Origin of the sequence: Neptuniibacter sp. QD37_6 (genome assembly GCF_047778085.1) — a bacterium.
Lineage (GTDB): Bacteria > Pseudomonadota > Gammaproteobacteria > Pseudomonadales > Balneatricaceae > Neptuniibacter.
This window is the reverse complement of sequence record NZ_CP180550.1, coordinates 2110692-2134163: the sequence shown is the minus strand read 5'-3', so window position 1 is coordinate 2134163 and position 23472 is coordinate 2110692. Positions and strand designations below refer to the sequence as shown.

Sequence of the window (23472 nt, the reverse complement as noted above, 5' to 3'; positions counted from 1 at the left end):
TCAGAAAGCGACCTGCACGTCCTATGACTTCTAGGAAAGTGATCTAGCGCCTGTGCCGATCGATATTTGTTAGATAAGAAAGATCGGTATGCACAGCCAGAGATAGATCAATAATTCGTTTACTTGCTGACAGCAGCCTAAGCAATCACCATTATAGCCGCCGATCCAATGTTTGAAGAAATGGATCATGCAGGCGGTGGTGATAAGGGTTGGGGCTAAAACGCTGAGGTAACTGATAGGTAAAAATATAAAGCACGTAGCGGCTGGTAGGGCGGCAATGAGAAGATCTACCTTGCTTAAGGGGCTTAGCATCTGTTTGGATTTGCTAGTCTCTTCAGCACTAACGTATTTTTCACGATAGATGATGAATAGCGGGAATAAGCGACTGAGACAGTGGCCTAACACAATGAGGGCAATGGTATGCTGGACTTCTAGTAGAGCGTTGAATTTAAGTAATAAGACAATGATTAGGCCAATAACACCGTAGCTGCCCACCCTAGAGTCTTTCATGATGCGAAGGATCTCTTCTTTATCCCAGCCTCCGCCAAAGCCGTCACAGCAATCCGCTAAACCATCTTCATGGAGTGCTCCAGTCATCCAAATGCTGGATAACATCGATAGAATGACAGCTATGCTATCAGTGAAGATAAAACTAGAAAGCCAATAGATCAGAGCGGCGTAAAATCCAATTAAAAGGCCTACCCATGGCAAGTACTTAGTCGATTTTGCTTGTGTTTCTTTTGTGTAATGCACCCAGGATGGCGAAGTGAATCGGGTAAAATAGGTTAGGGCATTAAAAAAAATATGTAGCTGCTCGGGGTAAGATTTCATTAAACTTGGGGCCTGAGAAAAAGAGTCCCTACTTTAGTAATTCCTTTAACTAAGGACAAGGTTTAAACGACTGATGATCGAAGAACACAAATTTGCTCCCTTTGTACGCATTTTGGGCAAAGGTAAAAATGGTACAAGATCGCTTAGCCGCGAAGAGGCTGAAGCTGCAATGGCCATGATTCTGGATGGAGAGGTAACGCCTGAGCAGCTCGGAGCCTTTTTGATGTTGCTGCGAGTAAAGGAGGAGGCGCCAGAGGAGCTTGCGGGGTTTGCCGATGCCGTGCGCAGCCGTTATTCGGTCGGTCGTGAGATACAAGTGGATCTTGATTGGTCGACTTATGCGGGTAAAAAGAGACGCCACACTTGGTATCTATTGGTTGCTCTATGTCTAGCGAGCCATGGCTATCGAGTTTTTATGCATGGTTCAAAAGGTCACACGCCGGGGCGTATCTATGTAGAAGATATGCTTAGTTTGTTTAACTTAAAGTCCTGTCAGGATTGGTCTGAGACCGAGGCTGAATTAGACCGAGTTAACTTTGCGTATATGTCTATAGATCAGTTTTGCCCTCCGCTAGGGGAAATTATTCAGTTGCGCCCAATTCTTGGTCTTCGTTCGCCGGTTCATACCTTATGCCGTATGCTCAATCCTGCTGATGCGCCAGCGAGCATCGATGGTGTATTCCACCCAGCTTACGGCCCTATGCATCAGAAAACTGCTCAGTTTTTAGGTGTAAAGCGCAACGTTACTATGCGTGGTGATGGTGGTGAGGCCGAGATTAGACCTGATACAGAGTGTTTACTGCAGTGGTCAGACAGCGGTGAGTTAACGGAATACGACTGGCCTCGTATCGTTGAAAAGCGCTTTGTGAAAGAGGCTGAGCTTCCTGCGCAAACATTATTCGATGTTTGGAAAGGCGAAGGTGAGCATGAATACGGCCATAAGGCGATCATCTCAACTATGGCTGTAGTTTTGAGGTTGTTAGGCGAATCAGCGGAAATGCCTGAACTATTAAATAAAGCAGAGCAGCTTTGGCAGAGCCGAAATATCTCTCAATTTGCTTGAGCGAGTAGCTTCGCCGGTTAATCTCGGCGAAGCTTATCTGAAACGGCAATCGGAGATGGAAAATTGAAGATCACCACATAACTGGATAACAAGAAGGTTAAGATCGCAGTTGCTTGAATAACATGAGAAGCTTCTTCACCAATCATCATACTTCCCGCCGCTATGTAAGCAATTAATAGCGAAAACTCACTGATCTGACCTAAACGAAAACCCACTTCCCACCCTAGCTGCTTTGACTCACTAATACGGCTCAGTAAAAAGCGGAATACAACGGGTTTAATCGCTAGGACCAAAATTGCCAGAATAATTGCAGGAATCGCAATCGTACTAACTAGGGTTAGATTAAAGCTGGCGCCGATTGAGAAGAAAAATAGGATCAAGAAAAAGTCACGGAGTGGCTTTAGGCTTGTTGCGATGTATTGAGCAATTGGGCTGGTGGCAATGGATACGCCCGCAACAAACGCACCGATCTCTGCAGATAAGCCTGCCAAATGTGCCATCTCTGCTAAGCCAAGACACCAGCCAATCGCAAGTAGAAAGATGTATTCATGAAAGCGATCAAATTTCTGGATTAGTTTTAGCAATATGTATTTTACAAAGACAAAAGCACCGATGATCAGAAGTGGTAGTGCTGCCAGCGTTGTGGCAAATTGAGCCATGGTATCGCTACTCGTGCCACCATTGGTGCCGCTATATAGGAACAGCAAGACCATGATTGCAATCACGTCTTGTAGAAGTAGAAGGCCTACTACCAGTTCACCGGTATGACGGTGATGGAGCACAGTTGTGGGTAATAACTTGATGCCTATGATCGTACTAGAAAACATCACAGCAGTGCCGATGATGAGGTTTTCTGTTTGTGTGTAACCGAAGGCATACCCCACGCTGTAGCCAAGCGCAAAAAATATTAGTGAGCTTCCTATGGCTACCAAGGTGGCTTTGCGCAACATCTGCAATAGGTGCGAGGGCTGCATGTCTAGGCCAAGAAGAAATAGCAGGAAGATGATGCCGACGTGGGAGATGTCTGACAGGAGTTTAGTGTCAGTCACCATGCTCATACCGTAAGGGCCTAAAATCGCTCCTAAAACGATATAGGCAACGAGTAAAGGCTGGCGAGTGTAGAGAGCCAAAGATGCAACAATGGCAGCACCTGTAAAAATTAAGAAGAACGAAAAAACCAGTGACTGATCAGCCATTTACATATCCCTAAGAGTCGTTTTTAAACTATAGCAAGATGAAACAGCGGGGTTCAAACAAACAAGCCGTTTAGAGGGTCAAATTTTGACTTTTTGCCAATGTTGTTGAGACCAGATACGGATAAAGATTGCTGACGAAAGCAATCGATGGACGATCTGTACAATCCAGATACCTAAGAGCCCGAAGCCTAAAATAGGTCCAAATAGCCAAGCCAAAGGCAAAAAGAAGCACCACTGGCCAAATGTAGATATAAGTAAAACTGAGCGATTGGCACCAACGCCGAGTAGCGCTTGGGTTAATACAATTGCAGCTGCATCTAAACAGATTGCTAGCGCAGTTAGTTGTAAGGGCAGTACAGCGATCTCTATCAGTTGCTCTGATTGTAAAAACGCAGAAAGAACTGCTTCAGGAAAGATTGCAAGTGGAATGCTTAGTAGGCTGATGCAAACCAGCGCCGTGACAATCACATCCCATCCCCAGCGAGCTGCTTCTTGATAGTTATCTTCACCAATTGAATGGCTCACAAGCGAAGTGCATGCAACGCCAAAACCTACTGCAGGAAGGATCAAGAAAAGAGAGAGGTTAATCAGTACATGTGCGATCGCTTGTTCGCTGGTGCCCAGCTGACCAATGATCCAGATAAGAATGCAAATAGCCAAAGCCAAAAAGAACTGTTGTATTGAATGAGGGATTGCGAGCTTGATCACTCTATAGATTGAGGATGCTTGCTGAGTGCTGAATTTAAATAACCCGTTAGTTTTGGCATCCTTGTAGACCATTACAGCGTTTAATAGAGCCCCTATATACAATGCTATAGCAGTACCTAAGCCTGCTCCTGGCGCCCCAAGTCTTGGTAAGCCTAATTCACCAAAGATTAAACAATAGCTAATAATAACGTTCAGCAGATGAGTGGCTATTAATACTTTAAAGTAAGTGGCTGGTCGTTTTGTGCCGTTCCACCAACCGCGGAAAGATAGATTCAAGCCAATAGCAACCATAGCTGCGGTTCTGTAATCAAAATAGGCTTCAGAGATATCTTGCACTGCAGAATCATCAGTCATCAGGGAAACAATGGAGCCTGAGTAATAGATCAATACACAACTGACAGGGAGTGCAAAAATAAGTGAGATCAATAGCCCCCAGTGAACGGGGGAGGCGGCATGATCGTTCTGGCCTTCGCCTTGATGGCGGGCCACTAGGGTCTGTACCCCAGAAGACAAGCCAAGAATAAGGCTGATTGCCACGAAATTGGCATAACCTCCTATGCCTACGCCGGCGAGAGAGGCCTCACCAAGCTGACCGACAAGTACGGCATCTACAAGGTTTAGTAGGCTTTGGGAAAGCATTCCCGCGATAATCGGTAGCCCTAAACCTATTATTATTTTTTGTCGGTTGAAGAATGTCATAGGGGTTAAAATAGGAAAAAAGCAATTCTATCAGATTATCTCTGAAATAAGGTCTATCCCTATGTGGAAAAATAGGTTTAAGGCCTTATATCTAATAGAAGAGCAAATATAGTGGCAGCATTGTGCCGTGGTGCGATAGAATTTTTCACCTATTGTTTAATAGTTGAGCAATTTACTCGGATTTAATTTGAGTGTATCCTAGAGTCTAAGAATTGATTGGTTCAACATACAGGACACCGTATGAATATCACCGTCACAGAAACGGCAGAAGAATATTTAAAAGAGCTACTTTCTAAACAAGATGTTGAGGGCATGGCTGTGCGCATGTTCGTTACACAGCCAGGTACATCTTATGCAGAAACTTGCCTAGCTTATTGTCGTCCAGATGAAGTTATCGAAGATGATGAAATTTTGGAGCTAACACAGCTACGTTTCTACATTGAAAAGAACAGTGTTCCTTATCTAGATGAAGCGCTTGTGGATTTTGCAAAAGATCGTATGGGTGGGCAGCTAACGATCAAGGCGCCAAATGCGAAAGTGCCTAAAGTATCACCTGATAGCCCAATTTCAGAGCAAATTAACTACATTCTGTATTCAGAGATCAATCCAGGTTTGGCTTCCCATGGCGGTGAAGTAAAACTGATGGAAGTGGTTGAAGAAGAGGAAGGCAATATTGCAGTACTGCAATTCGGTGGAGGTTGTCAGGGCTGTAGCGCTGTTGATATGACGTTAAAAGATGGTGTAGAAAAAACACTAGTTGAACGTATCGAAACCTTAGTTGGAGTGCGTGATATCACAGACCACAGTGTCCGTGATAAAGCCTACTACAAGTAAGCTCGAGCATATGAAAGTAAAAAGGGGAATTTATTCCCCTTTTTTGATTGTCTCCATAAAGGGATACTGCTATAAAATTTAGTATCCCGGTTCTCTTACCTCGATATATTCCCAACGCGTTGTTTTTTTTGTATCTAATTGGTTGCATTTGAAATTTTGACCCCCATGTAACCCTAAGACACGCTTTTTTAGAATTTCTCCGCAGTACATCGCGGACTGGTTGATGAGGCTTTTGCTCATGACACAACATGACGACATTCAGGAACAACTAATCGAATTGCCAGTACTCCCACTGAGGGATGTGGTGGTATATCCGCATATGGTTATCCCATTATTCGTAGGAAGGGAAAAATCAATCGAAGCCCTAGAAGCTGCAATGTCTGGGGAAAAAGAAATTCTGCTTGTTGCACAGAAAAATGCATCGGATGATGAGCCGTTGGCGGAAGACCTATTTGAAGTAGGTACCGTTGCAAGCGTACTGCAAATGCTTAAATTGCCCGATGGTACCGTAAAGGTGCTAGTGGAAGGTGATTATCGTGCAACCATTAGTAAGCTTAGTGAAGATGAAGGCTTCTTTACTGCTCAAGCAAATATGCTCGCAATTGAAGAGCTAACTGAAGCTGAAAGCGAGCTATACAAGCGTACAGTTTTAGAGCAATTTGAACGCTTTGTTCAAGTAAATAAGAAAATCCCATCTGAAGTACTTTCTTCCCTCCAAAATATCGACGATGTAGGGCGTTTGGCGGATACCATTGCTGCACATATGTCGCTTAAGTTGGAAGAGAAGCAACAGATTCTAGAGATGCTCAGTAATAAAGAGCGCTTAGAGCATCTGATGGCGTTGATGGAGTCTGAAATTGACCTAGTTGAAGTGGAAAAACGTATCCGCGGCCGCGTTAAGAAACAGATGGAGAAGAGTCAGCGCGAGTACTATTTGAATGAACAGATGAAAGCTATCCAAAAAGAGTTAGGTGAACTGGACGAGTCCGGCACTAACGATATGGATGAGCTGAAAAATCGAATTGCTGAAGCGAAAATGCCGCAAGAAGCTTTCGATAAAACCATGAGTGAATACAACAAGTTGAAGATGATGTCGCCGATGTCGGCTGAAGCAACAGTTGTTCGTGGTTACATTGATTGGATGATCCAGATCCCTTGGGCTAAGCGCTCTAAAGTTCGCCATGACATGAAGCGAGCTGAGAAGGTACTTAACCAAGATCACTTCGGTCTTGAAGAAGTTAAAGACCGTATTCTGGAATACTTAGCTGTTCAGAAACGAGTTAAAAAGCTTAAAGGTCCGATTCTTTGTTTGGTTGGTCCTCCAGGTGTAGGTAAAACATCTCTAGGTCGTTCTATCGCTCGTGCTACTAACCGTGAATACGTGCGGATGGCACTAGGTGGAGTGCGTGACGAAGCAGAGATTCGTGGTCACCGTCGTACATACATCGGCTCTATGCCAGGTAAATTACTGCAGAAGATGTCGAAAGTAGGTGTGAAAAACCCGCTGTTTTTGTTGGATGAGATCGACAAAATGGGTATGGATCAGCGTGGTGATCCAGCTTCTGCTCTTCTTGAGGTGCTAGACCCAGAACAAAACAACAGCTTTAACGATCACTACCTAGAAGTAGATTACGATCTTTCTGATGTAATGTTCGTATGTACTTCAAACTCTATGAACATTCCGGGTCCTTTGTTGGATCGTATGGAGATCATTCGCATCCCGGGTTACACCGAAGATGAGAAGTTGAATATTGCTCGAAATTACCTTGTTGAAAAGCAGTTTAAGAATAATGGCTTGAAAAAAGGTGAAGTGGAGATAAAGGATAGTGCCATTACTGGTTTGATCCGTTACTATACCCGCGAAGCCGGTGTACGTGGCCTTGAGCGAGAGATCGCTAAACTTTGCCGTAAGGTTGTTAAAGAGCTTGCCTTGGCTGATAAGAAAGATCTTCCAGTGGTTATTGAAGAAGCTGAGTTGGAGCACTACAGCGGTGTTCGTAAGCATAACTTCGGTATCGCTGAAGAGCAGGATCAGGTTGGCCTAGTAACAGGCTTAGCTTGGACCCAAGTGGGTGGCGATATCCTCAGCATCGAAACAGCAGTGGTACCGGGCAAAGGCCGTCAGGTGACTACAGGTAGCTTAGGGGATGTGATGAAAGAATCCATTCAAGCTGCACTGACTGTTGTAAGAAATCGTGCAGAAGCCCTTGGTATAGCGTCTGACTTCCATGAAAAACAAGACGTTCATATTCACGTTCCAGAAGGTGCTACACCAAAAGATGGCCCAAGTGCGGGTATTGGAATGTGTACGGCTTTAGTCTCAGTTTTAACCAATATTCCGGTTAAGGCTGACGTAGCAATGACAGGTGAGATTACCCTAAGAGGGCAGGTTTTACCTATTGGCGGACTTAAAGAAAAACTGCTCGCTGCACACCGCGGGGGAATTAAAACGGTCATTATTCCAAAGGAAAATGAGCGCGATTTAAAGGAAATTCCCGACAATATCAAAGCAGATATCGATATTAAGGCGGTTAAATGGATTGATGAAGTGCTAGATATTGCACTTAAGTATCAACCAAAACCTGTAGAGAAAAGCGAGAAAGAAGTGGTGGCGGCAAAGGAAAAAACGACAAAAGCTGAGCCGGAGCAAATAAAGCCACATTAGTATTCATCAGGGGTAGAAAGGTGTTCTAGGTGTCTTGACACCCCTTTCTGCACCTTGGTATAAATGCCTGACCATCTTGCTGGGCATGGATAACGGAACAATTAAAAATAACGATCTATTTAAAGGGGAACAACGTGAATAAGTCTGAACTGATCGACGCTATCGCAGCTTCAGCCGACATTCCTAAAGCAGCTGCGGGTCGCGCGCTGGATGCTACACTGGAAGCGGTTACTGGTGCACTTCAAAACGGTGATTCTGTTGCACTTGTAGGTTTCGGTACATTTTCTGTGAAAGAGCGTGCTGCTCGTACGGGTCGCAACCCACAGACAGGCAAGCCAATTGAAATTGCTGCCGCTACATTGCCAACTTTCAAGCCTGGTAAGGCTCTGAAAGACGCAGTAAACAAGTAAGATCTGATCGCGTCACGATCTTACTTAGGGGAGGTAGCTCATTAGTTTAGTGAGTTACCCAGCCTGAAGCACTGATAAAGTACTTTAGGTGCGGGTTAAAGACCCGCGAAAGGAGCGGTAGTTCAGTTGGTTAGAATACCTGCCTGTCACGCAGGGGGTCGCGGGTTCGAGTCCCGTCCGTTCCGCCAACTTTGTTTAACAGACGATCTCTGTTCTACATAGAATGACGAGCTAAATCATATTAGTGAGTCAGGTACAAAATTCTTGAAAGGCGCATTTGTAAGAATGCGCCTTTTTTATGTGTTAAAGATTTTGCCAGGGGTTTAGAGGCATAATGCTACAGTCCATTCGTGATAACTCTCAGGGAATCATTGCCAAGATTATTGTTGGCTTGATTGCAGTTACTTTTGCATTATTTGGTGTTGAATCGCTGGTTAGTTTAACTGCTGGCAGTAATGCTCCTGCGACCGTTAATGGTGAAGAGATCAGTCAGCAAGATCTCTATCAAGGTGTTCAATTGCAACGTCGTCAAATGTTGTCGCAGATGGGGGAGGATGCTGATCCTTCGCTACTGGATGACGGTTTGATCAGCAATATGGTTTTGGAAGGCCTTATTGAGCAATCTGTTTTAGTTCAATCGGCACAAAATCAAGGTCTGACATTCTCTGATGCAATGATTGATCAACTGATCCTGTCTACCAAAGAGTTTCAGTTAGACAGTAAGTTTGATCGTGCTCAATTTGAAGCGACGTTACGTAACGCCGGTCTTACGCCGTTGATGTATCGTGATATCGTGCGTAAAGAGAAGGTGACTGAGCAAGAGCGTATAGCGTTCATGTTATCTGCATTTACTCTGCCAAATGAACTGAATTCTCTAAACGTTCTGCAGAATCAAACGCGTGATCTTCGTTACTTCACTCTGCCTGCGGACAATGTTCGTGCTGAAATTACTGTTTCTGATGAGCAGATTGCCGATTACTATGCAGAGAACAGTTCTCAGTTTATGACTGAAGAGCAGGTAGCTATTGAGTATCTGCTTCTAGAAAGAAGCGCTCTAGAGGCAGGTATCGAAGTATCTAATGATGAACTTCAAGCCGCATATCAGCAGCTTGTTGATACATTCCAAGCACAAGAGCAACGTCATTCAGCACATATCTTTATCGAAATTTCTGAACAGCAAGACGATGCTGCTGCAAAAGCTAAGATTGATGCAATTGCTGCGCGCCTAAAAGCAGGTGAAGTATTTGAAGAGTTGGCTAAGTCTGAATCTCAAGACCCAGCATCTGCTGAGATGGGTGGTGATTTAGGTATTAATGAGAAAGGTGTTTTCTCAACTGACTTTGAAGACGCTTTGTATGCTCTAGAGAAAGGTGCTGTTTCAGAGCCAGTTCGTTCAGAATTTGGTTATCACTTAATTAAACTAGTTGATGTTGTTGAGTCAGAAGTGCCTGCTTTTGCACAAGCTGAAGCAGAGCTTCGTTCTGATCTCCTAAATCAGAAGGCTGAAGAAGAGTATGTTGAGCAGTTAGAGCGTTTAGCTGATGTTTCTTTCTCTTCTGGTGATCTGGTAGAGCCATCTGAAGAGCTAGAACTAGAGATTCAGAAAACTGAGCTATTTGCGCGTTCTGGCAACGAAGATGCGATTACTTCCAACGCGAAGATTCTAGCTGTTGCTTTCGATCAGGAGCTGATCAATGAAGGTTTGAACAGCACGCCAGTTGAATTGGATTCTGGTCGCTCTGTTGTTTTACGTGTAGTTGAACATCAACTACCTCGTGAAAAAGTACAGGACGAAGTGGCTGATCAGATTCAGGCTATTCTGGTTGAGCAGCAAGTTGCTGCAGCGATGACTGAAAAAGCGAACGCTATTGTTGCTCAGCTTACTGAAGGTGTAGATCTAGCAACTGTTGCAGAAGGTAATGAAGTGGTAACTCAGTCTGCAGTTAATCGTAGCCAGAGAGAGCTTCCACAAGAGCTTCTTACCGCCGCATTCAAAATGGTAAAACCGCAAAGTGGTTCTACCTATGCTGCAGTTGATACTGTTGATGGTAGTAAAATGATTATCGCGCTTGACGCGATCGGTCAGCAAGATATTGAGCTGCAAGAAGACGAGATTCGCTTTATGGGTATGATGCTTAATAACCGTCAAGGTCAGCAGGATTACCAAGATCACCTTACTCAGTTAAAAGCAAAAGCTGAAATTGAAAAGCTTTAAGCTAATTTGATCTATTCTAAAACCACCTTCGGGTGGTTTTTTTATATTGGCTGTTTTAGCAGCTTTAGGGGGAATATGAAAAAATTAATGCTACTGATTAGTCATGGCCTAGTTGGCTTTGCAGGCTTTGCTTTAGGCGTATACCTGTTACCAATCTTAATCCAGCCTCAGGGGCCTACTGAGCAAGAGATCTCTTCGGCTGTAGCTCAGGCGCAGTTTGAAGGTCAGTTTGTGAAAGAGTTAAAGGGCAGTGACTTTTTACATTGGGGAGAAGGCTCAGTGATGCTGGGTGGCGGTGTTGCGGCATTTAAAGGTAAATTGGCCCCTGGTCCAGATTATAAGCTTTACCTTTCTCCTGTGTTTGTAGATGACGAGATGAGCTTTCTTGAGAATAAACGAGATATGGTTCAGGTTGCTGAAATCAAAACATTTGATGGCTTTGTGGTTAACCTACCTGAGGGTGTAGATCCGGCTAAATATTCTACGGCTGTGATTTGGTGTGAAACCTTCTCTGAATTTATCACCGCTGCTCGTTATAACTCTCTGTAAGTAATATATCTGACTGTCAGCGCTAGCTGACAGTCGTATAGATCGTTTCGAGTTGTGGGTCATTCAATTGGCTTGCAGGTGTAATTGTCTTTCGTTGCCATGGTACAAAGCCAAAGTACCAGCAGCGCCAGAAGTTAACGCTGGCTTGTGGGTTTTCATCCAATAGTTCAGCTAGCGTTTGTATTTTGCCTAACTCTATTCCTAACGCCTCCTTAAAGGTTAAATAAACAAATTTAGAACAAAACTGTCGCTTGGAATTGAATTTAAAACCTAAGTGATAAAAGCACCCCATGCGTTTCTCGGCGGTTTGTTTTAATTTACTAATATCTGCATCAACTAACGGCTCTTTAAGTCGTAATATGCTCACTTCATCGTTGGTTGTGCGCGATACAAAATCTTTTAGAGTTGTGCGTCTAACACAGGGAACAGCACTTTCTAAAACAAACCATTCATCATTTTCTTTTATGACAAAGCCAACATGCGAAGTCCAGCTGCCAGTGCCTTTTGCGACCTGGCGGTAAAGAAAACTATTGATGGAGATAAAAATAATGTCTCCCTCTTGTACGCAGTTTTCTAGGTCATTGATTATGCTGTTGAGCTTTGTCATTTTCATTACGGTTTCCTCAAAAGTTGATACGTAAAGTATGTGTGTTTTGAGGATGCAGGGCTAAATATTCAAAAAAGGTATCGTATTTTGATGCTTTTGGTTTTGTGACTCAGTTTTAAGTGTAATAGGACAAAGCAAAACTTGGCTGATACACTAGCGCTTTTTTTTCAACGGCGGCTTTATGCGAATACTCCTTCTCTCAGCTTACGATGCGGATAGTCATGTTTATTGGCGTAAAGGGCTTGTTGAACACTTGAATGAACACGAATGGACAGTTTTGTCTCTGCCGGGACGTTATTTTAGTTGGCGTATGAGAGGGAACAGCCTTAGTTGGGCGTTTAATGAAAGGGAAACACTAAGCCAGCCTTATGATCTGGTCATTGCGACCTCTATGACAGACTTATCTGCCTTGCGTGGTTTTGTTCCATCTTTAGCCCAAATTCCAACACTGGTTTACTTCCACGAAAACCAATTCGCTTATCCTGAGTCTGGTAAAGCATTTAAAACCGTTGAGCCATGCATCCTGAACCTTTATACCGCGTTGGCTGCGGATTATTGTTTATTTAACAGTGAATATAATCGACAGACACTTTTGGATGGCGCGAAGGCTCTCTTGAAAAAGATGCCCGATCAAGTACCAGCAAATCTGATCGAGCGGATTAGAGATAATTCAGCGGTGCTGTCTGTTCCTATCAAGTCTGATAGCTACCAAATACATTCTTCTGAATCTGATGAATTTCATATTGTTTGGAATCACCGTTGGGAGAGTGTCTTACATGGTCAACCAATTAATATCACATGGGCGGCACGATGGGAATATGACAAGGGACCAGATAGGTTATTAGCGATTCTCGAAGTACTTGAGGAGAGAGCCATAGATTACCGTTTATGCATCCTTGGCCAAAGCTTCAAGAACTCTCCTAAGCAGTTTGAGACAATAAGGAAAGACTTTGCGCATCGTATAGACCAGATGGGTTTTGCAGAGAGTCGCGCAGAATACATCGCATGGTTGAATGCTTCAGACATATTCCTTTCTACGTCTATCCATGAGTTTCAGGGGTTATCAGTTCTTGAGGCCGTTGCCCAAGGAGCGTTACCAATTCTTCCTAACAGGATGTCCTATACAGAAATGTTTGAGGGAGAGTTTCTATATGATGACTGTGGTTCTGATGTCGAAAAAGAAGCGGTGAAAGCTGTTGATTTAATTGAGTATCAAATAGGCCAGATTCGACAGGGTAGAGCTAATACGCCTTCGGTGGAAGGATATAGTTGGTCAACACTTAAGCCTGAGTATGAAAGAATAATTAATAGTCTAACTGCTCGAAAACAATAGGAGGCGCTATGCCTCCTTATGCTCTCCAATATCTCTACGTACCTTATCGCTCACCACAAGACACTCAAGGTAAACACTAGGACTCATCCGTCTATAAGCTGCTGCTCTGCATAACTCTTTGTAAACTTTACGTGACAACATGAATTGCTTAGCTTCTAACTTAGGCCACTTCTGCATGAATAATTCCTTTAGGTAGTGGTCGAACATTAAACAGTGGACAGGTCTTCGAGGTACAGGCAGCAATCTATTGTAACTTCTTACCTTCACTGCCTTTGTCATAGATACAGTGGGTACACATCTCATTAATGGCTTTTCTTAAACTCATGGTTTATCTCTCCTCATTAGGTTAGGTAAGGTGGGGCTGTAGGTTGATATGCCCCACCTTTAGAACGCAGCGCACAACCTGTGAAAGTAGGCTATTTACGTTCTTTTATGGGCTTGGTTTGGTGCATTTGGACAGAGCGTCCATTGGGTGACACAGAACACGGACAGTTCATGTGTTGGAGCATGGCTTCTAGGTGTCGGCCTTGGCTCTTGAGGTTAGCAATTCGCTTGTCTCTACGTGCTTCGTACTCGTGTCTGGCTTGTTGACGCTTGCTTGGCTTTAAGCCCTCACTGAGTAACTGACTCATGACGCTCAATTACCAATAGCTCTTTCAAAGCCTTTACTGCTTTATCATTTAGTTTCTTACTGTCAGAGAGTAAGTCATCGATGATCTGTGAGCCTTTACGGGTTTGTGTTCGAGATGCTTTGTCATATTTAACTGAGTATTCATTATCGACTGTAGTCAGGGCGCGTTTGAACTTAGCTGCCTGATCCACTTCCATTTCAACGGATCGTTTAATCTCAGGGATATAGCGTGACAGCACGTCTGACTTGATGATCACAGGTTCAGCGGCTTTACGTGCATCTAAAATAGTCTTGATACGTATGCATGCACGGTACAAGTCATCTTTGTTATCGACCATAAAGGCCGCGTTACCGGCTTTCATGTATAGAGGCGCTGCGTCACCTAGTATATTCATAGAACTGCCGACTACTTGTGTACCGTAGTCCTTATGTAGCTCTTCAATGATGTCTTCCCAATCATTACCAGTAACGGGATAACCGATAGTAGTCAGTGTTTCTTTCGCTTGTGTAATGTTCATTCTTGTATCTCCTTTGTTATCGTAAGTCTTCTACTTGTTTACCTAAGATGTCACCGCTAAATATGCCGACATCAATCGCTTGTTGAACGGTCATCTCTATGCCACCTTCAGTAATCAAGGTGTCTGGACGTAATGAGCCACCGACAACAGCGCCGCCAGTTGCTAGGTATTGCACTGTGTTTGCATTGGCTGCACGGTTCATATCATCTCTGGCTATAAAGTCGGCTCTGTTCTGAGCTTCCTTGGCATAGTGCAGATGCTCACCTTTCTCATCGTCTGACATGTTGTTCCATGCGTTAACTTGAGCAATCTCTGCCTGAGTTAGTGCGTACGGGTTGTTGGCGTTATGTTGTTCTGTTGTTGCTGGGTCATTAATTGATAGGGACATGTGTCCTCCTTGGTTAGGTTAGTTTTCTATTAGTAATGCTGGGTGGTAGAACTGATTGGATGTAGCCTCATCAAGTATCCTCTTGATGGCTACGGGTCTGGATACGTGTTTGACTCCTCTTTCTTGGGCGATCTCTTTTTGCTTATCTTCGATCAATGACCAGTACTTCTCGCTGAGTCGTATTTGTTTGGTGGATGCTGTGTTGTCGTGGCGTTGGTACGCTTTGCAATCTGAGTGATACATAAGGTGTGCTCCGAATAAGTTGTGTAGAAAGTTGAAAACAAATGAGGTTAGGAAGACCAGAAGCCTCTGCACTGATGGCTGAGAGTGCGCACAGATACAGAGGTCTTATTCTGGTAAAACCAAGGTCAATCGATACCAGCGAGGAGAGACACGGGAGGTCTAGGGTATGGACTAGAGATTGACCTATTAGGAAATAGTTATTATGAAAGGCTCTAGGTTGAACCTTTGGTAATTGCTTCTCCAAAAGCTATAGGACAAATCAGGTAACCGAAGGTAAACACTAGGTTTACTTCAAGCTAATTAGATTTGGATGGACTGCTCAAAGTCCTATGGTGTGGGGTATCACTATGTAGGCTGGGTGTGGCGTTTGGTGGGCTTTAGTCATTTCGGCACAGTGCCGTTTTGACTCAGAGAGCGCAGCCTCCATATGCAAATGTCATAGTATTTCTTTTACACTCCTTTCTCGTGATACCAAACTCCAACCACCAAGCTGCCATTTGTGCGTCCGTAGGTACTTCGGAGTCTTCTTGTTGAGCATTTTCGGCACAGTGCCGTTTTTGCTCAGAGAGCACAGCCTCCATCTTCGCTACTGTCTTCTCAGCAACAGCCTTATAAATATCTGCTGGCTTATCATGCCCGCTCGGAATTTCGGAACTGTTCCGTTTTTCCGAACGTAATATTCTGAGTGTCAGACACTTCGTCTTCTTCTTGTCCGGTTTCGGACCAGTTCCGTTTTCGGACAGAATGGGCATGAAGTGTCTTGGTGTTGATTTTCGGCACTGTGCCGTTTGGACGCAGTTGTGCCTTAAGTTGCTTAGTGTCAGACATAGTGAAAACAACAGGGTGGAAGGCATACACAAAACCGGATTGTTTCACGGAATGTTTCACGAATCGAAAACAATAGGTAACCCTTGGATATAAGAGTATAGAATGACCTCAAAGAGCTAGGTTTACTGAGTGTACTGTAGCTATGGTTATATCTTTATTGATTAATAACTCTGTAGAGCACAGGTATAGACCCTGTATAACCTTATAGCCTAGGTAACACAGGGTATTACACTAAGTATCCTAAGTAGGCTATGTATCTATATGTATTCCCTTGCGTCAATTCTTTCCTAAGGAGTGGGTTATCAAATAACCAGTGACTCACAGCACATAGTCATCATATGTCTGGTGCACATCCTGCTTCTCAATGCCTATGTACCTCATGGTTACTGCTGGCGTTGAGTGATTCAGAACCTTGCATATGACTTCAATAGGTACACCATCAGACCACATAGCGTAACCTCTGGTCTTACGCATGGAATGAGTACCAAGCTGAACACCAATGATCTCACCAATCTCCTTAAACTTACGAGCAACCGTTGAGCGGTCTATAGCCTTCTCTGAACTCTTAGCTCTATTGCCTTTAGCTTGGAATAACCAAGTGTCACTAGGGTTGTCATTGTGTCTGCGTTGGATGATGTCGAGAGCCTTGGAGTTCAGCTTGATGCTCCTCGTCTTCTTGGTTTTACCCTCAACTAGCTTCAGCACCTCGACACCTTCAACGTCTGAGTACTTGAGAGACAGTAGGTCGGATATGCGTAACGCTGCATTGATCCCTAGTTCCCAGATGTCCTTATAGTCAGGTGATCCATGCTTCTCTAGTAATCGAGATACCATGTGAATATCATCCTTTGTCTTCACTGCTTCCACTTCATTCATGGTGTTAAACTCTAAGTCACATAATTATAATTGATGTTAATTTATGTGATGTAGAGCTGTTAGTCAAACACTTTCTTCAGTGTTCATGGTGTTACGCTAAGTCACACATCCCTATTGTGTGATGTAGGAAGGGTGTTTCTGAGACTACAAGAGGCGCTAAGTTCACCTAGTGCCATTGGATAGGCAAAGCTTGAAGCCAACCCACAGAACGTAAAAGAGGGCATAGCGCCCCCTTTCTGAATACTCCTGACCTTATGCCGCCCTGACACCTTCCCATGTCTGACCAGCTAACTTGATGACCAAGGATTCATTACCTGTCGTTTGGTTAACTAAGTGCCACTTGTAGAGTAGGACATTATAACCACCATCATTTTCACACTCTGCCTCATTGGTTGGGCTAGTGATCTCCATGTCTGACTCTAAGCTAATGATGTCATGTACCAGTTGTGTCTGATCGATTACCTTGTGTTCCATTACGTTTCCTTGGTGTTAATCAATTAAGTGATGGCAAGATAAATTAAATAATATCCTTTTTAAACAACAAGTTGCATTGCTGTTCATGGGAATTATACCACCTGTGATAATGAGGGGACGAGGTGTGACTGAATGAAGCAGGGGGGTACGGGGGAAACTTGGGGGCGGCTTAATATATAAAAGGCTGACAGATTTTTATGAAATTATTCAAGGGTATCCATACTGTCAGAAACGAAATCCCCTCGTTCATCGAAGAGAAATCCACTCTTCCCCTTTTCAATTGATTCTAAGGAAAATAGTTCTCCGTTTTTAAACTGAATTTTTCCAAAAAAATCATGCATGTTAAATGCGAGGATATCCTCCATCCTTGTTTCAATGTCATAATCTAGTTCGCATTTCTCAGGAATCTCAGCAGTGATGACAAATTCAGACTCATCAAATCTCCAAACAGTTTGAAAAACAGGACGTTCCTTTAAAAGAAGGTTTATGTATGCAAAATGCGACATTACTTCTCTAATTTGTATTGGGGACAGCTTTCCTGAGATTTTATGTAGTTGTTGACCAAAGACGTTTAGAGCTGCACAACAGTCATCTAGAACAGCTATAAACGCAATATCTTCAATCTGCAATAAAACGGTATTTGAAATAAACATATCTTTGTAATCAAAATCACCACGATCTTTTAAGGTCTTCGCGGGAAGAATACAAAGTGAGCCGAAGCATTTAGGGTCTATGTTAATACCAGTTTTAATGGCTCTGACCATGCAGTGGATATGGTGTAGGTATCCCCATTCGTAGTCGACTGAAATTGGATCGTCACCTTTGCGGAGGTCTCTGTGCAGGCGTAACTTAGAATCTTTCAAATGTGTTTTTAAAAAAATCAGGTTTAACCATAAGAACACTTTCCACATTCCGCCGTTACTTACATATTCAGATACAGCTTCATATCCTTTGGTAATGTTTTCTGAAAGAGGGGTTTCTATTTCCCTCCCTAAAAAGCTGTTGCACTCTTCGCAGCACCTTAAAGTGTAAGACCTGTACGGTATGGGAGTGTCATTTGGAAGAGTTATCTTTAGGTTGTGCAGATTACAGTGCCTTAGAAGCCAATTTGGAATTATATGTTCGTCATTGAATTCCGCTTCACCTTGGCTAATACCGCATAAAAAGCAACAGTCTCCCTCGCAGATTTGAGATTTAAATCTTTCAAAGCCGAATAAGACTATTTCACCTTTATTGTCTGTAATAGTCCCATCTTGATGCTTTGAAAAAGATGAAAGGCCTTCTTGGTTCAATGTAATGAAATTTTTATCCATCTCGTTTCCATTCGTCCTTTACCGGAATCACACTAACAGCTTCCTTAAGCGGCTCTAAGTCCATACCTTTAGAGTACAGCCCGTAACTAAGCGAAGCTGTACTCATCTTCAAGCTTTACATTGCTTCAGCTAATGGTATGCCTCCGAAGTCTTTGGCTATCTGGTCAGCATCAATTGATATTGCACTAGCGATTCCACCATCTGCCCAGTTACATACTAGACTCCTTGAATCCCAATCAACAGTGATTTTCTTAAAGCGTGAACGTAAGAAATTACTAACCATCAATACTCCGTCAGGTTCTTTCAGTAGCTTAGGCAGACCGTCAAATGCTTCACGAGTAGACATGAATTCCTTGTGCTCCTGAACCATAACTTTGTAGTCGATCTCTTTTTGGGTGGTAGTTTCATCCAGTAACTTAATCTCACCTTCAATTTCTTGGAGTCGTTTTACTAATACCAGCATTTCATTTCCTGTTTCGAGAGCGTCTATTAGTTTGCCTTGACGTTCAACTAGGTCAGACTGCTTTATACGTAGTGCTTCAATACTATTTTCAGCAGTCTGGATAGACTTAAGGCCTTCAGTGCGTAGTTCAGGAAAGACATTAGTCCAATCTAGATGATTTAAGCCAACGAGCAGAGAGGCAACAGTTTTCTTGTAGTTGAGGAAGCACGTCTTTTCTCCGCAATCCTGCCCATACTCAGTGTTCCTTCTACAGTGAACGTAAGCCTGCTTTCCCTTGTTATGAGTGAATCTCATCGGGGCACCACAAGAGCAAAACAATAATTGGGTGAAGATGGAGCGTCCAAGCTTTGCTCGCCCTCTGAATCCCCTCAGTCCTCCTGAATCTCTCCCTTTTCGTGAAGATTGAACTCTAGCCCATGACACTTCATCGATGACTTGAGGGTATATCTTATGAGGTTCGCCTGAGCTTCGATACCGCTTCTTTCCATTCACAATGTATTGCTCCCGTGGTTGCCATTCACCAAGTACCGTTCTTCGTGCAAGCATTTTTGCAATACATCCAGAAGACCACTGTTTACCACTAAATGACTTGAGACCTTCATCATTTAATTGTCGAGCAATGCGAAGCGAACCAAAACCGTTTAATGCCATCTTGAATATTCGCTTTACGATTTCTACGCGAGCAGGGATTAGGTCAAAACCACTGCGGTCTTCCTTGCGCTTAAGCCAGCCGGGTGTAATTCCTCCCATTAGCTTTATGTTTCCAGTTTCTCGGCACTTATCCCAAGCTCCCTTGCTTCGCATTGATTTAACTTGTGACTCCTCGTGGGCACGGTGCATATTTACTAAGCAGATCATGATGCGTCCTAAATCATTAGCGCTTTCAGGGGTGTATTCTTGGTTATCGGATAGAGTTACTACGGTTACACCTTGATTAAGGAGTGATTGAAACCGAGACTGAGCTTTGCCTAGTTCATCACGACCAAGGCGGTCAATGGATTCAACGATTAGGGCACAAGGTGTTGTAATTAGATCTTCTTGTAAGGCATGAAGAAACTTACCGAATGCTCCTTCGTCATGGTTACCGTGAAAGGCCGAAACACCTAGGTCTTGAAATGTAGTTGTTGTGTCTAACTCCCAGTTTCTGAACTCTGCATACTTTATAGCTGCTTTTGTTTGTCGTTCTAGGCTTGTACCTTTGGCTTGTTGTGCGCTGCTGAACCGTACGTAACTATAAGCTTTCATAATGTTTACCTCAGTAAATTGAATTATTCCTATGGTGTGGGGGAATAAACCATGTGAGACAAACTGTTGGGAATACGATAAAAACCCTCAACTGCTACTTGATGCAGTTGAACAACTTATGCAGAAACGCAAGGACTTTAAGCTCCATGTGGTCGGGCAGCAGTTTAGAAACGTACCTGAGCAATTTGAGCAGCTTCGTGTGTTACTCGGTGATTGCGCTGGAGAGTGGGGTTATCTTTCGTCGCGGGAGGAATATCTAGCTCTACTAGGTAAAGCGGATGTTGTGCTTTCTACGGCTGTACATGATTACCAAGGCATTGCTGTTTTAGAAGGTGTTGCGTCTGGGGCAGAGCCTTTAGTCCCTGACAGGTTAGCGTATAGGGAATTGTTCCCTGAAACCTGCCGGTATAAAGAAGAGAGAGAAGCTGAGGTCTTAGCTGAGCGATTAGATCAGTTAGCAGCAAGAAAGTACGCAGGTGAGTGGGGGGAGCAAGTGAATGTCGATCGGTTTAAATGGGCGATACTGGCAGACCAGTATCGCCGTCACTTTGAGCGTTTAGCCCTTAAATAAGGTTAAAGGCGACGTACTTTAAATTTTCGGCCTTTAATTTTTCCTTGGCTCAAGCGCTCGGCTGCCTTTCGTGCAACTTTGCGTTCAACGGCAACGTAAGCAGCAAAATCATACACATTGATCTTGCCTACTTGGTTGCCTTGTATTCCAGCATCGCCTGTTAACGCACCTAAGATATCGCCAGGGCGAACTTTGTTCTTCTTACCCCCTGCAATCGCTAGCGTAGCCATTGGTGGGTTATTCGGCTGATAGTTCGGATCTGCGTCTGGTAGTTCAGTAACGGGGAACTCTGTATCCAAATACTTTTCAATGGAAGCCACTTTGTAAGCTTCTGATGGCTGATAAAGATTTAGTGCCATGCCTTGCTTACCTGCACGGCCTGTACGACCGATACGGTGAGTATGAACTTCAGCGTCGCGAGTAAGATCGTAGTTGATGACACAAGGTAGGTCATCAATATCTAGTCCACGTGCTGCTACATCAGTGGCGATGAGAAAAGAGCAGCTACGGTTGGCGAATTGCACTAGTATCTGATCACGATCACGTTGCTCAAGATCTCCGTGGATTGCTTTTGCGCTATAGCCTAAGGATTTAAGGTGCTGCTGAACATCATTGCAGGTTTGCTTCATATTACAGAAGATCACTGCAAACTCTGGTTTGAACTGAGCTAAAATCGCGCTCAAATTCTCAAGCTTATTTTCTTTTTCGATCTCAAAGAAATGTTGCTCAATCTGGGATTGTTGGTGAGTGGATTCTACCTCTACCGTAACTGGCTGATTGAGAATGTCTGCACTCAAGCTCGCTATAGTTTTTGGGTAAGTAGCAGAAAAAAGCAGTGTTTGGCGTTTCTTTGGGGTCTGCCCTATGATGTCACGAATGTCATCAGAAAAACCCATATCAAGCATGCGATCCGCTTCATCAAGCACTACGGTAGTGGCTTTATCTAAGCGCAGAGTTTTCTTACGTAGATGGTCTTTGATACGACCCGGTGTACCTACAACAATATGTGCGCCATGCTCCAAAGAGCCAATCTGAGGCCCAATTGATTGGCCACCACAGAGAGTAAGAATCTTCACGTTTTCAGTAAAGCGAGCAAGCTTTCTTAGCTCACTAGCAACTTGTGTTGCTAATTCACGTGTAGGGCAAAGTACTAAGGCTTGTGTGGCAAAACTACGAAGGTTTAAATTCAACAGTGTACCTATACCAAACGCAGCTGTTTTGCCGCTGCCTGTTTTTGCTTTCGCAATGAGGTCATTACCTCGCAAAACCTCGGGTAGGGCTTTCTCTTGGATAGCCGTCATCTGCTTATAGCCTAGATGATCCAGGTTCTTTAGCATCGGTTTTGGAAGATTGAGATTTGAGAAGCAGGTATCAGACACAGGGCACTCGGTAAAAGTAAAGTTGGTTAGGTTTTGTTGCAAAGCGGCATTATAGAGCAAACCGCTTTGGGAGAATATGAATACCCTGAAGAATCACTCGCTAATCAAAGCGCGTTAACAATTGTTGATCTTTCTCAAGATGTTGGCAGGCTCTTTGGGTATACTTCGGGACAGTCAAAAATAAGTAAGTTGGTTGGGAATTATGAATACGCGTTACGATGTCGTCATTGTCGGTGGTGGTATGGTGGGTGCAACGATCGCTTGTGCTCTTGGAAACAGCCCGTTATCAGTTGCCGTCTTGGAAAGTCGATATCCTGCGGAATATGAAGCTTCCCAACCAAATGATTTGCGTGTTTCTGCTATCAGCGTGGCTTCGGAGAATATTCTTCAGAGAGTAGGTGCATGGGAGGGGATTCTATCTCGTCGTAGTTGCCCTTACCGACGTATGAAGGTCTGGGAAGCAAGTGAAGAAAAGGCTTCTACAGAATTTATTTCCGATAACATTGGTCGTGATCACCTTGGCCATATTGTTGAAAATCGTGTGATTCAGCTAGCGCTCTTAGAGCGTTTACAGACATTTGAAAATGTTGATCTGATCTGTCCCGCTGAAGTCGAGGTTATCGATTATTCCCCTGGTAGCAGTATCGTTAGATTGAAAGATGATCGCGAAATAATAGGGCGCCTACTGATTGCTGCTGATGGTGGTGAGTCTCGTGTTCGTCAAGCAGCAGGTATTGGTGTTACTCGTTGGGATTACGAGCAGCATGCACTGGTTGCTTCTGTGACGACTAAATTTGCTCAAGAAGATATTACTTGGCAGCAGTTTACACCGACAGGTCCGCTTGCCTTTCTACCTCTTTCAGGCAATAACGCTTCTCTAGTTTGGTATAACACACCGGATAACGTAAAGCGTCTCTTAGCTCAGGATGATGAAAGCTTTATGCAAGAGCTTAAATCTACCTTCCCTGATGCGTTGGGCGAAATTGATCAGTTACTTAGCCGAGGAGCTTTCCCGCTTCGTCGCCAACATGCGCAGGAATATGTCTTAGAAGGTCTAGCTTTAGCAGGTGACGCTGCACATATGATTCATCCTCTAGCTGGACAGGGTGTTAATATAGGCCTGCTTGATGCAGCTGCTCTCTCTGAAGTGATTTTAGCGGCTGCTAATACAGGTGAAGATATTACTGAATTGGCGTTGCTGAAGGAGTATGAAAAGCAGCGCCGTAAGCATAATTTATTGATGATGCAGACAATGGATGCGTTCTACCGAGTATTTAGTAATCAGAACGGTCCACTAAAAGTTTTGCGTAATATTGGTTTGGGTTTGGCAGGTCGTGTAACGCCAGCTAAAAACAAAGTTATGCAGTTCGCGATGGGCTTGGAAGGGCCTTTGCCTGAAATGGCCAAAGAGCAATAATCAAAGGCTTAAATAA

24 protein-coding genes and 1 tRNA gene are annotated in these 23472 nt (G+C 43.7%); 10 read left to right on the top strand and 15 right to left on the bottom strand.

Features of this window, described 5'->3' with window-relative positions; genetic code table 11:
• Positions 1–69: 69 nt before the first annotated feature.
• A complete protein-coding gene (locus ACMXYO_RS10185) occupies positions 70–831 on the bottom strand; it encodes an adenosylcobinamide-GDP ribazoletransferase (protein ID WP_415885018.1) in 762 nt (253 codons plus the stop codon).
• Positions 832–904: 73 nt separating this feature from the next.
• Between ACMXYO_RS10185 and ACMXYO_RS10180 the strand changes: the two genes are divergently transcribed.
• Positions 905–1894: a glycosyl transferase family protein gene (locus ACMXYO_RS10180; RefSeq protein WP_415885017.1), complete on the top strand. Its 990-nt coding sequence runs from the start codon at positions 905–907 to the stop codon at positions 1892–1894.
• A gap of 17 nt (positions 1895–1911) precedes the next feature.
• Here ACMXYO_RS10180 and ACMXYO_RS10175 read toward each other — a convergent pair whose 3' ends face one another.
• Together ACMXYO_RS10175 and ACMXYO_RS10170 are read right to left on the bottom strand one after the other, a co-directional pair.
• A complete protein-coding gene (locus ACMXYO_RS10175) occupies positions 1912–3090 on the bottom strand; it encodes a cation:proton antiporter (RefSeq protein ID WP_415885016.1) in 1179 nt (392 codons plus the stop codon).
• 78 nt (positions 3091–3168) lie between these two features.
• Positions 3169–4437 (bottom strand): MATE family efflux transporter, encoded by a 1269-nt coding sequence (locus tag ACMXYO_RS10170; RefSeq protein ID WP_415885015.1) that lies wholly within the window; start codon positions 4435–4437, stop codon positions 3169–3171.
• A 300-nt stretch (positions 4438–4737) separates the two neighbouring features.
• Here ACMXYO_RS10170 and nfuA point away from each other — a divergent pair, with 300 nt between their 5' ends.
• The 6 genes from nfuA (at position 4738) to ACMXYO_RS10140 (ending at position 11170) form a co-directional block, all read left to right on the top strand.
• Positions 4738–5331 carry a Fe-S biogenesis protein NfuA gene (nfuA, locus tag ACMXYO_RS10165; RefSeq protein WP_415885014.1) on the top strand — a complete coding sequence of 198 codons (594 nt, stop codon included), beginning with the start codon at positions 4738–4740 and terminating at the stop codon, positions 5329–5331.
• A 238-nt stretch (positions 5332–5569) separates the two neighbouring features.
• Positions 5570–7996 (top strand): endopeptidase La, encoded by a 2427-nt coding sequence (lon, locus tag ACMXYO_RS10160; protein WP_415885013.1) that lies wholly within the window; start codon positions 5570–5572, stop codon positions 7994–7996.
• A 134-nt stretch (positions 7997–8130) separates the two neighbouring features.
• The gene (locus ACMXYO_RS10155; protein WP_007020114.1) at positions 8131–8406 is read left to right on the top strand and encodes an HU family DNA-binding protein; all 276 of its coding nucleotides are present in this window, start codon (positions 8131–8133) and stop codon (positions 8404–8406) included.
• 111 nt (positions 8407–8517) lie between these two features.
• Positions 8518–8594 (top strand) — tRNA-Asp (locus ACMXYO_RS10150).
• A 146-nt stretch (positions 8595–8740) separates the two neighbouring features.
• Entirely contained in the window at positions 8741–10621 is a 1881-nt protein-coding gene (locus ACMXYO_RS10145; protein WP_415885012.1) for a SurA N-terminal domain-containing protein, read from the top strand.
• Between the two features lie 75 nt (positions 10622–10696).
• Positions 10697–11170, top strand: coding sequence for a DM13 domain-containing protein (locus ACMXYO_RS10140; RefSeq protein WP_415885011.1), 474 nt, complete (start codon positions 10697–10699; stop codon positions 11168–11170).
• A 22-nt stretch (positions 11171–11192) separates the two neighbouring features.
• Here the strand turns inward: ACMXYO_RS10140 and ACMXYO_RS10135 are convergent, their stop codons facing one another.
• Positions 11193–11783 (bottom strand): YiiX/YebB-like N1pC/P60 family cysteine hydrolase, encoded by a 591-nt coding sequence (locus ACMXYO_RS10135; protein WP_415885010.1) that lies wholly within the window; start codon positions 11781–11783, stop codon positions 11193–11195.
• 175 nt (positions 11784–11958) lie between these two features.
• Here ACMXYO_RS10135 and ACMXYO_RS10130 point away from each other — a divergent pair, with 175 nt between their 5' ends.
• On the top strand, positions 11959–13110 hold the full coding sequence (locus ACMXYO_RS10130; RefSeq protein ID WP_415885009.1) for a DUF3524 domain-containing protein: 1152 nt from the start codon (positions 11959–11961) through the stop codon (positions 13108–13110).
• Between the two features lie 6 nt (positions 13111–13116).
• Here ACMXYO_RS10130 and ACMXYO_RS10125 read toward each other — a convergent pair whose 3' ends face one another.
• From ACMXYO_RS10125 to ACMXYO_RS10080, 10 genes are all read right to left on the bottom strand, one after another.
• Positions 13117–13287: a hypothetical protein gene (locus ACMXYO_RS10125; RefSeq protein ID WP_415885008.1), complete on the bottom strand. Its 171-nt coding sequence runs from the start codon at positions 13285–13287 to the stop codon at positions 13117–13119.
• 239 nt (positions 13288–13526) lie between these two features.
• The gene (locus ACMXYO_RS10120) at positions 13527–13742 is read right to left on the bottom strand and encodes a hypothetical protein (RefSeq protein ID WP_415885007.1); all 216 of its coding nucleotides are present in this window, start codon (positions 13740–13742) and stop codon (positions 13527–13529) included.
• Entirely contained in the window at positions 13723–14259 is a 537-nt protein-coding gene (locus ACMXYO_RS10115; RefSeq protein WP_415885006.1) for a hypothetical protein, read from the bottom strand. Before ACMXYO_RS10115 ends, ACMXYO_RS10120 begins: the two co-directional genes overlap by 20 nt.
• 16 nt (positions 14260–14275) lie before the next feature.
• Positions 14276–14647 carry a hypothetical protein gene (locus ACMXYO_RS10110; RefSeq protein ID WP_415885005.1) on the bottom strand — a complete coding sequence of 124 codons (372 nt, stop codon included), beginning with the start codon at positions 14645–14647 and terminating at the stop codon, positions 14276–14278.
• Positions 14648–15297: 650 nt separating this feature from the next.
• Entirely contained in the window at positions 15298–15471 is a 174-nt protein-coding gene (locus tag ACMXYO_RS10105; protein ID WP_415885004.1) for a hypothetical protein, read from the bottom strand.
• Between the two features lie 49 nt (positions 15472–15520).
• Positions 15521–15766, bottom strand: coding sequence for a hypothetical protein (locus tag ACMXYO_RS10100; RefSeq protein WP_415885003.1), 246 nt, complete (start codon positions 15764–15766; stop codon positions 15521–15523).
• 270 nt (positions 15767–16036) lie between these two features.
• Complete coding sequence (locus ACMXYO_RS10095; protein ID WP_415885002.1) at positions 16037–16594, bottom strand: tyrosine-type recombinase/integrase; 558 nt, start codon at positions 16592–16594, stop codon at positions 16037–16039.
• Positions 16595–16846: 252 nt separating this feature from the next.
• Positions 16847–17068: a hypothetical protein gene (locus tag ACMXYO_RS10090; RefSeq protein WP_415885001.1), complete on the bottom strand. Its 222-nt coding sequence runs from the start codon at positions 17066–17068 to the stop codon at positions 16847–16849.
• Between the two features lie 203 nt (positions 17069–17271).
• Positions 17272–18381, bottom strand: a complete 1110-nt coding sequence (locus tag ACMXYO_RS10085) for a hypothetical protein (RefSeq protein ID WP_415885000.1) — start codon at positions 18379–18381, stop codon at positions 17272–17274.
• 115 nt (positions 18382–18496) lie between these two features.
• Positions 18497–20089 (bottom strand): recombinase family protein, encoded by a 1593-nt coding sequence (locus ACMXYO_RS10080; RefSeq protein ID WP_415884999.1) that lies wholly within the window; start codon positions 20087–20089, stop codon positions 18497–18499.
• Positions 20090–20207: 118 nt separating this feature from the next.
• Between ACMXYO_RS10080 and ACMXYO_RS10075 the strand changes: the two genes are divergently transcribed.
• The gene (locus ACMXYO_RS10075; protein ID WP_415884998.1) at positions 20208–20660 is read left to right on the top strand and encodes a glycosyltransferase; all 453 of its coding nucleotides are present in this window, start codon (positions 20208–20210) and stop codon (positions 20658–20660) included.
• A 2-nt stretch (positions 20661–20662) separates the two neighbouring features.
• Here the strand turns inward: ACMXYO_RS10075 and dbpA are convergent, their stop codons facing one another.
• Positions 20663–21997, bottom strand: coding sequence for an ATP-dependent RNA helicase DbpA (gene dbpA, locus ACMXYO_RS10070; RefSeq protein WP_415888090.1), 1335 nt, complete (start codon positions 21995–21997; stop codon positions 20663–20665).
• Positions 21998–22241: 244 nt separating this feature from the next.
• Here dbpA and ACMXYO_RS10065 point away from each other — a divergent pair, with 244 nt between their 5' ends.
• Positions 22242–23456 carry a UbiH/UbiF/VisC/COQ6 family ubiquinone biosynthesis hydroxylase gene (locus tag ACMXYO_RS10065; RefSeq protein WP_415884997.1) on the top strand — a complete coding sequence of 405 codons (1215 nt, stop codon included), beginning with the start codon at positions 22242–22244 and terminating at the stop codon, positions 23454–23456.
• The last annotated feature ends 16 nt before the right edge of the window (positions 23457–23472 follow it).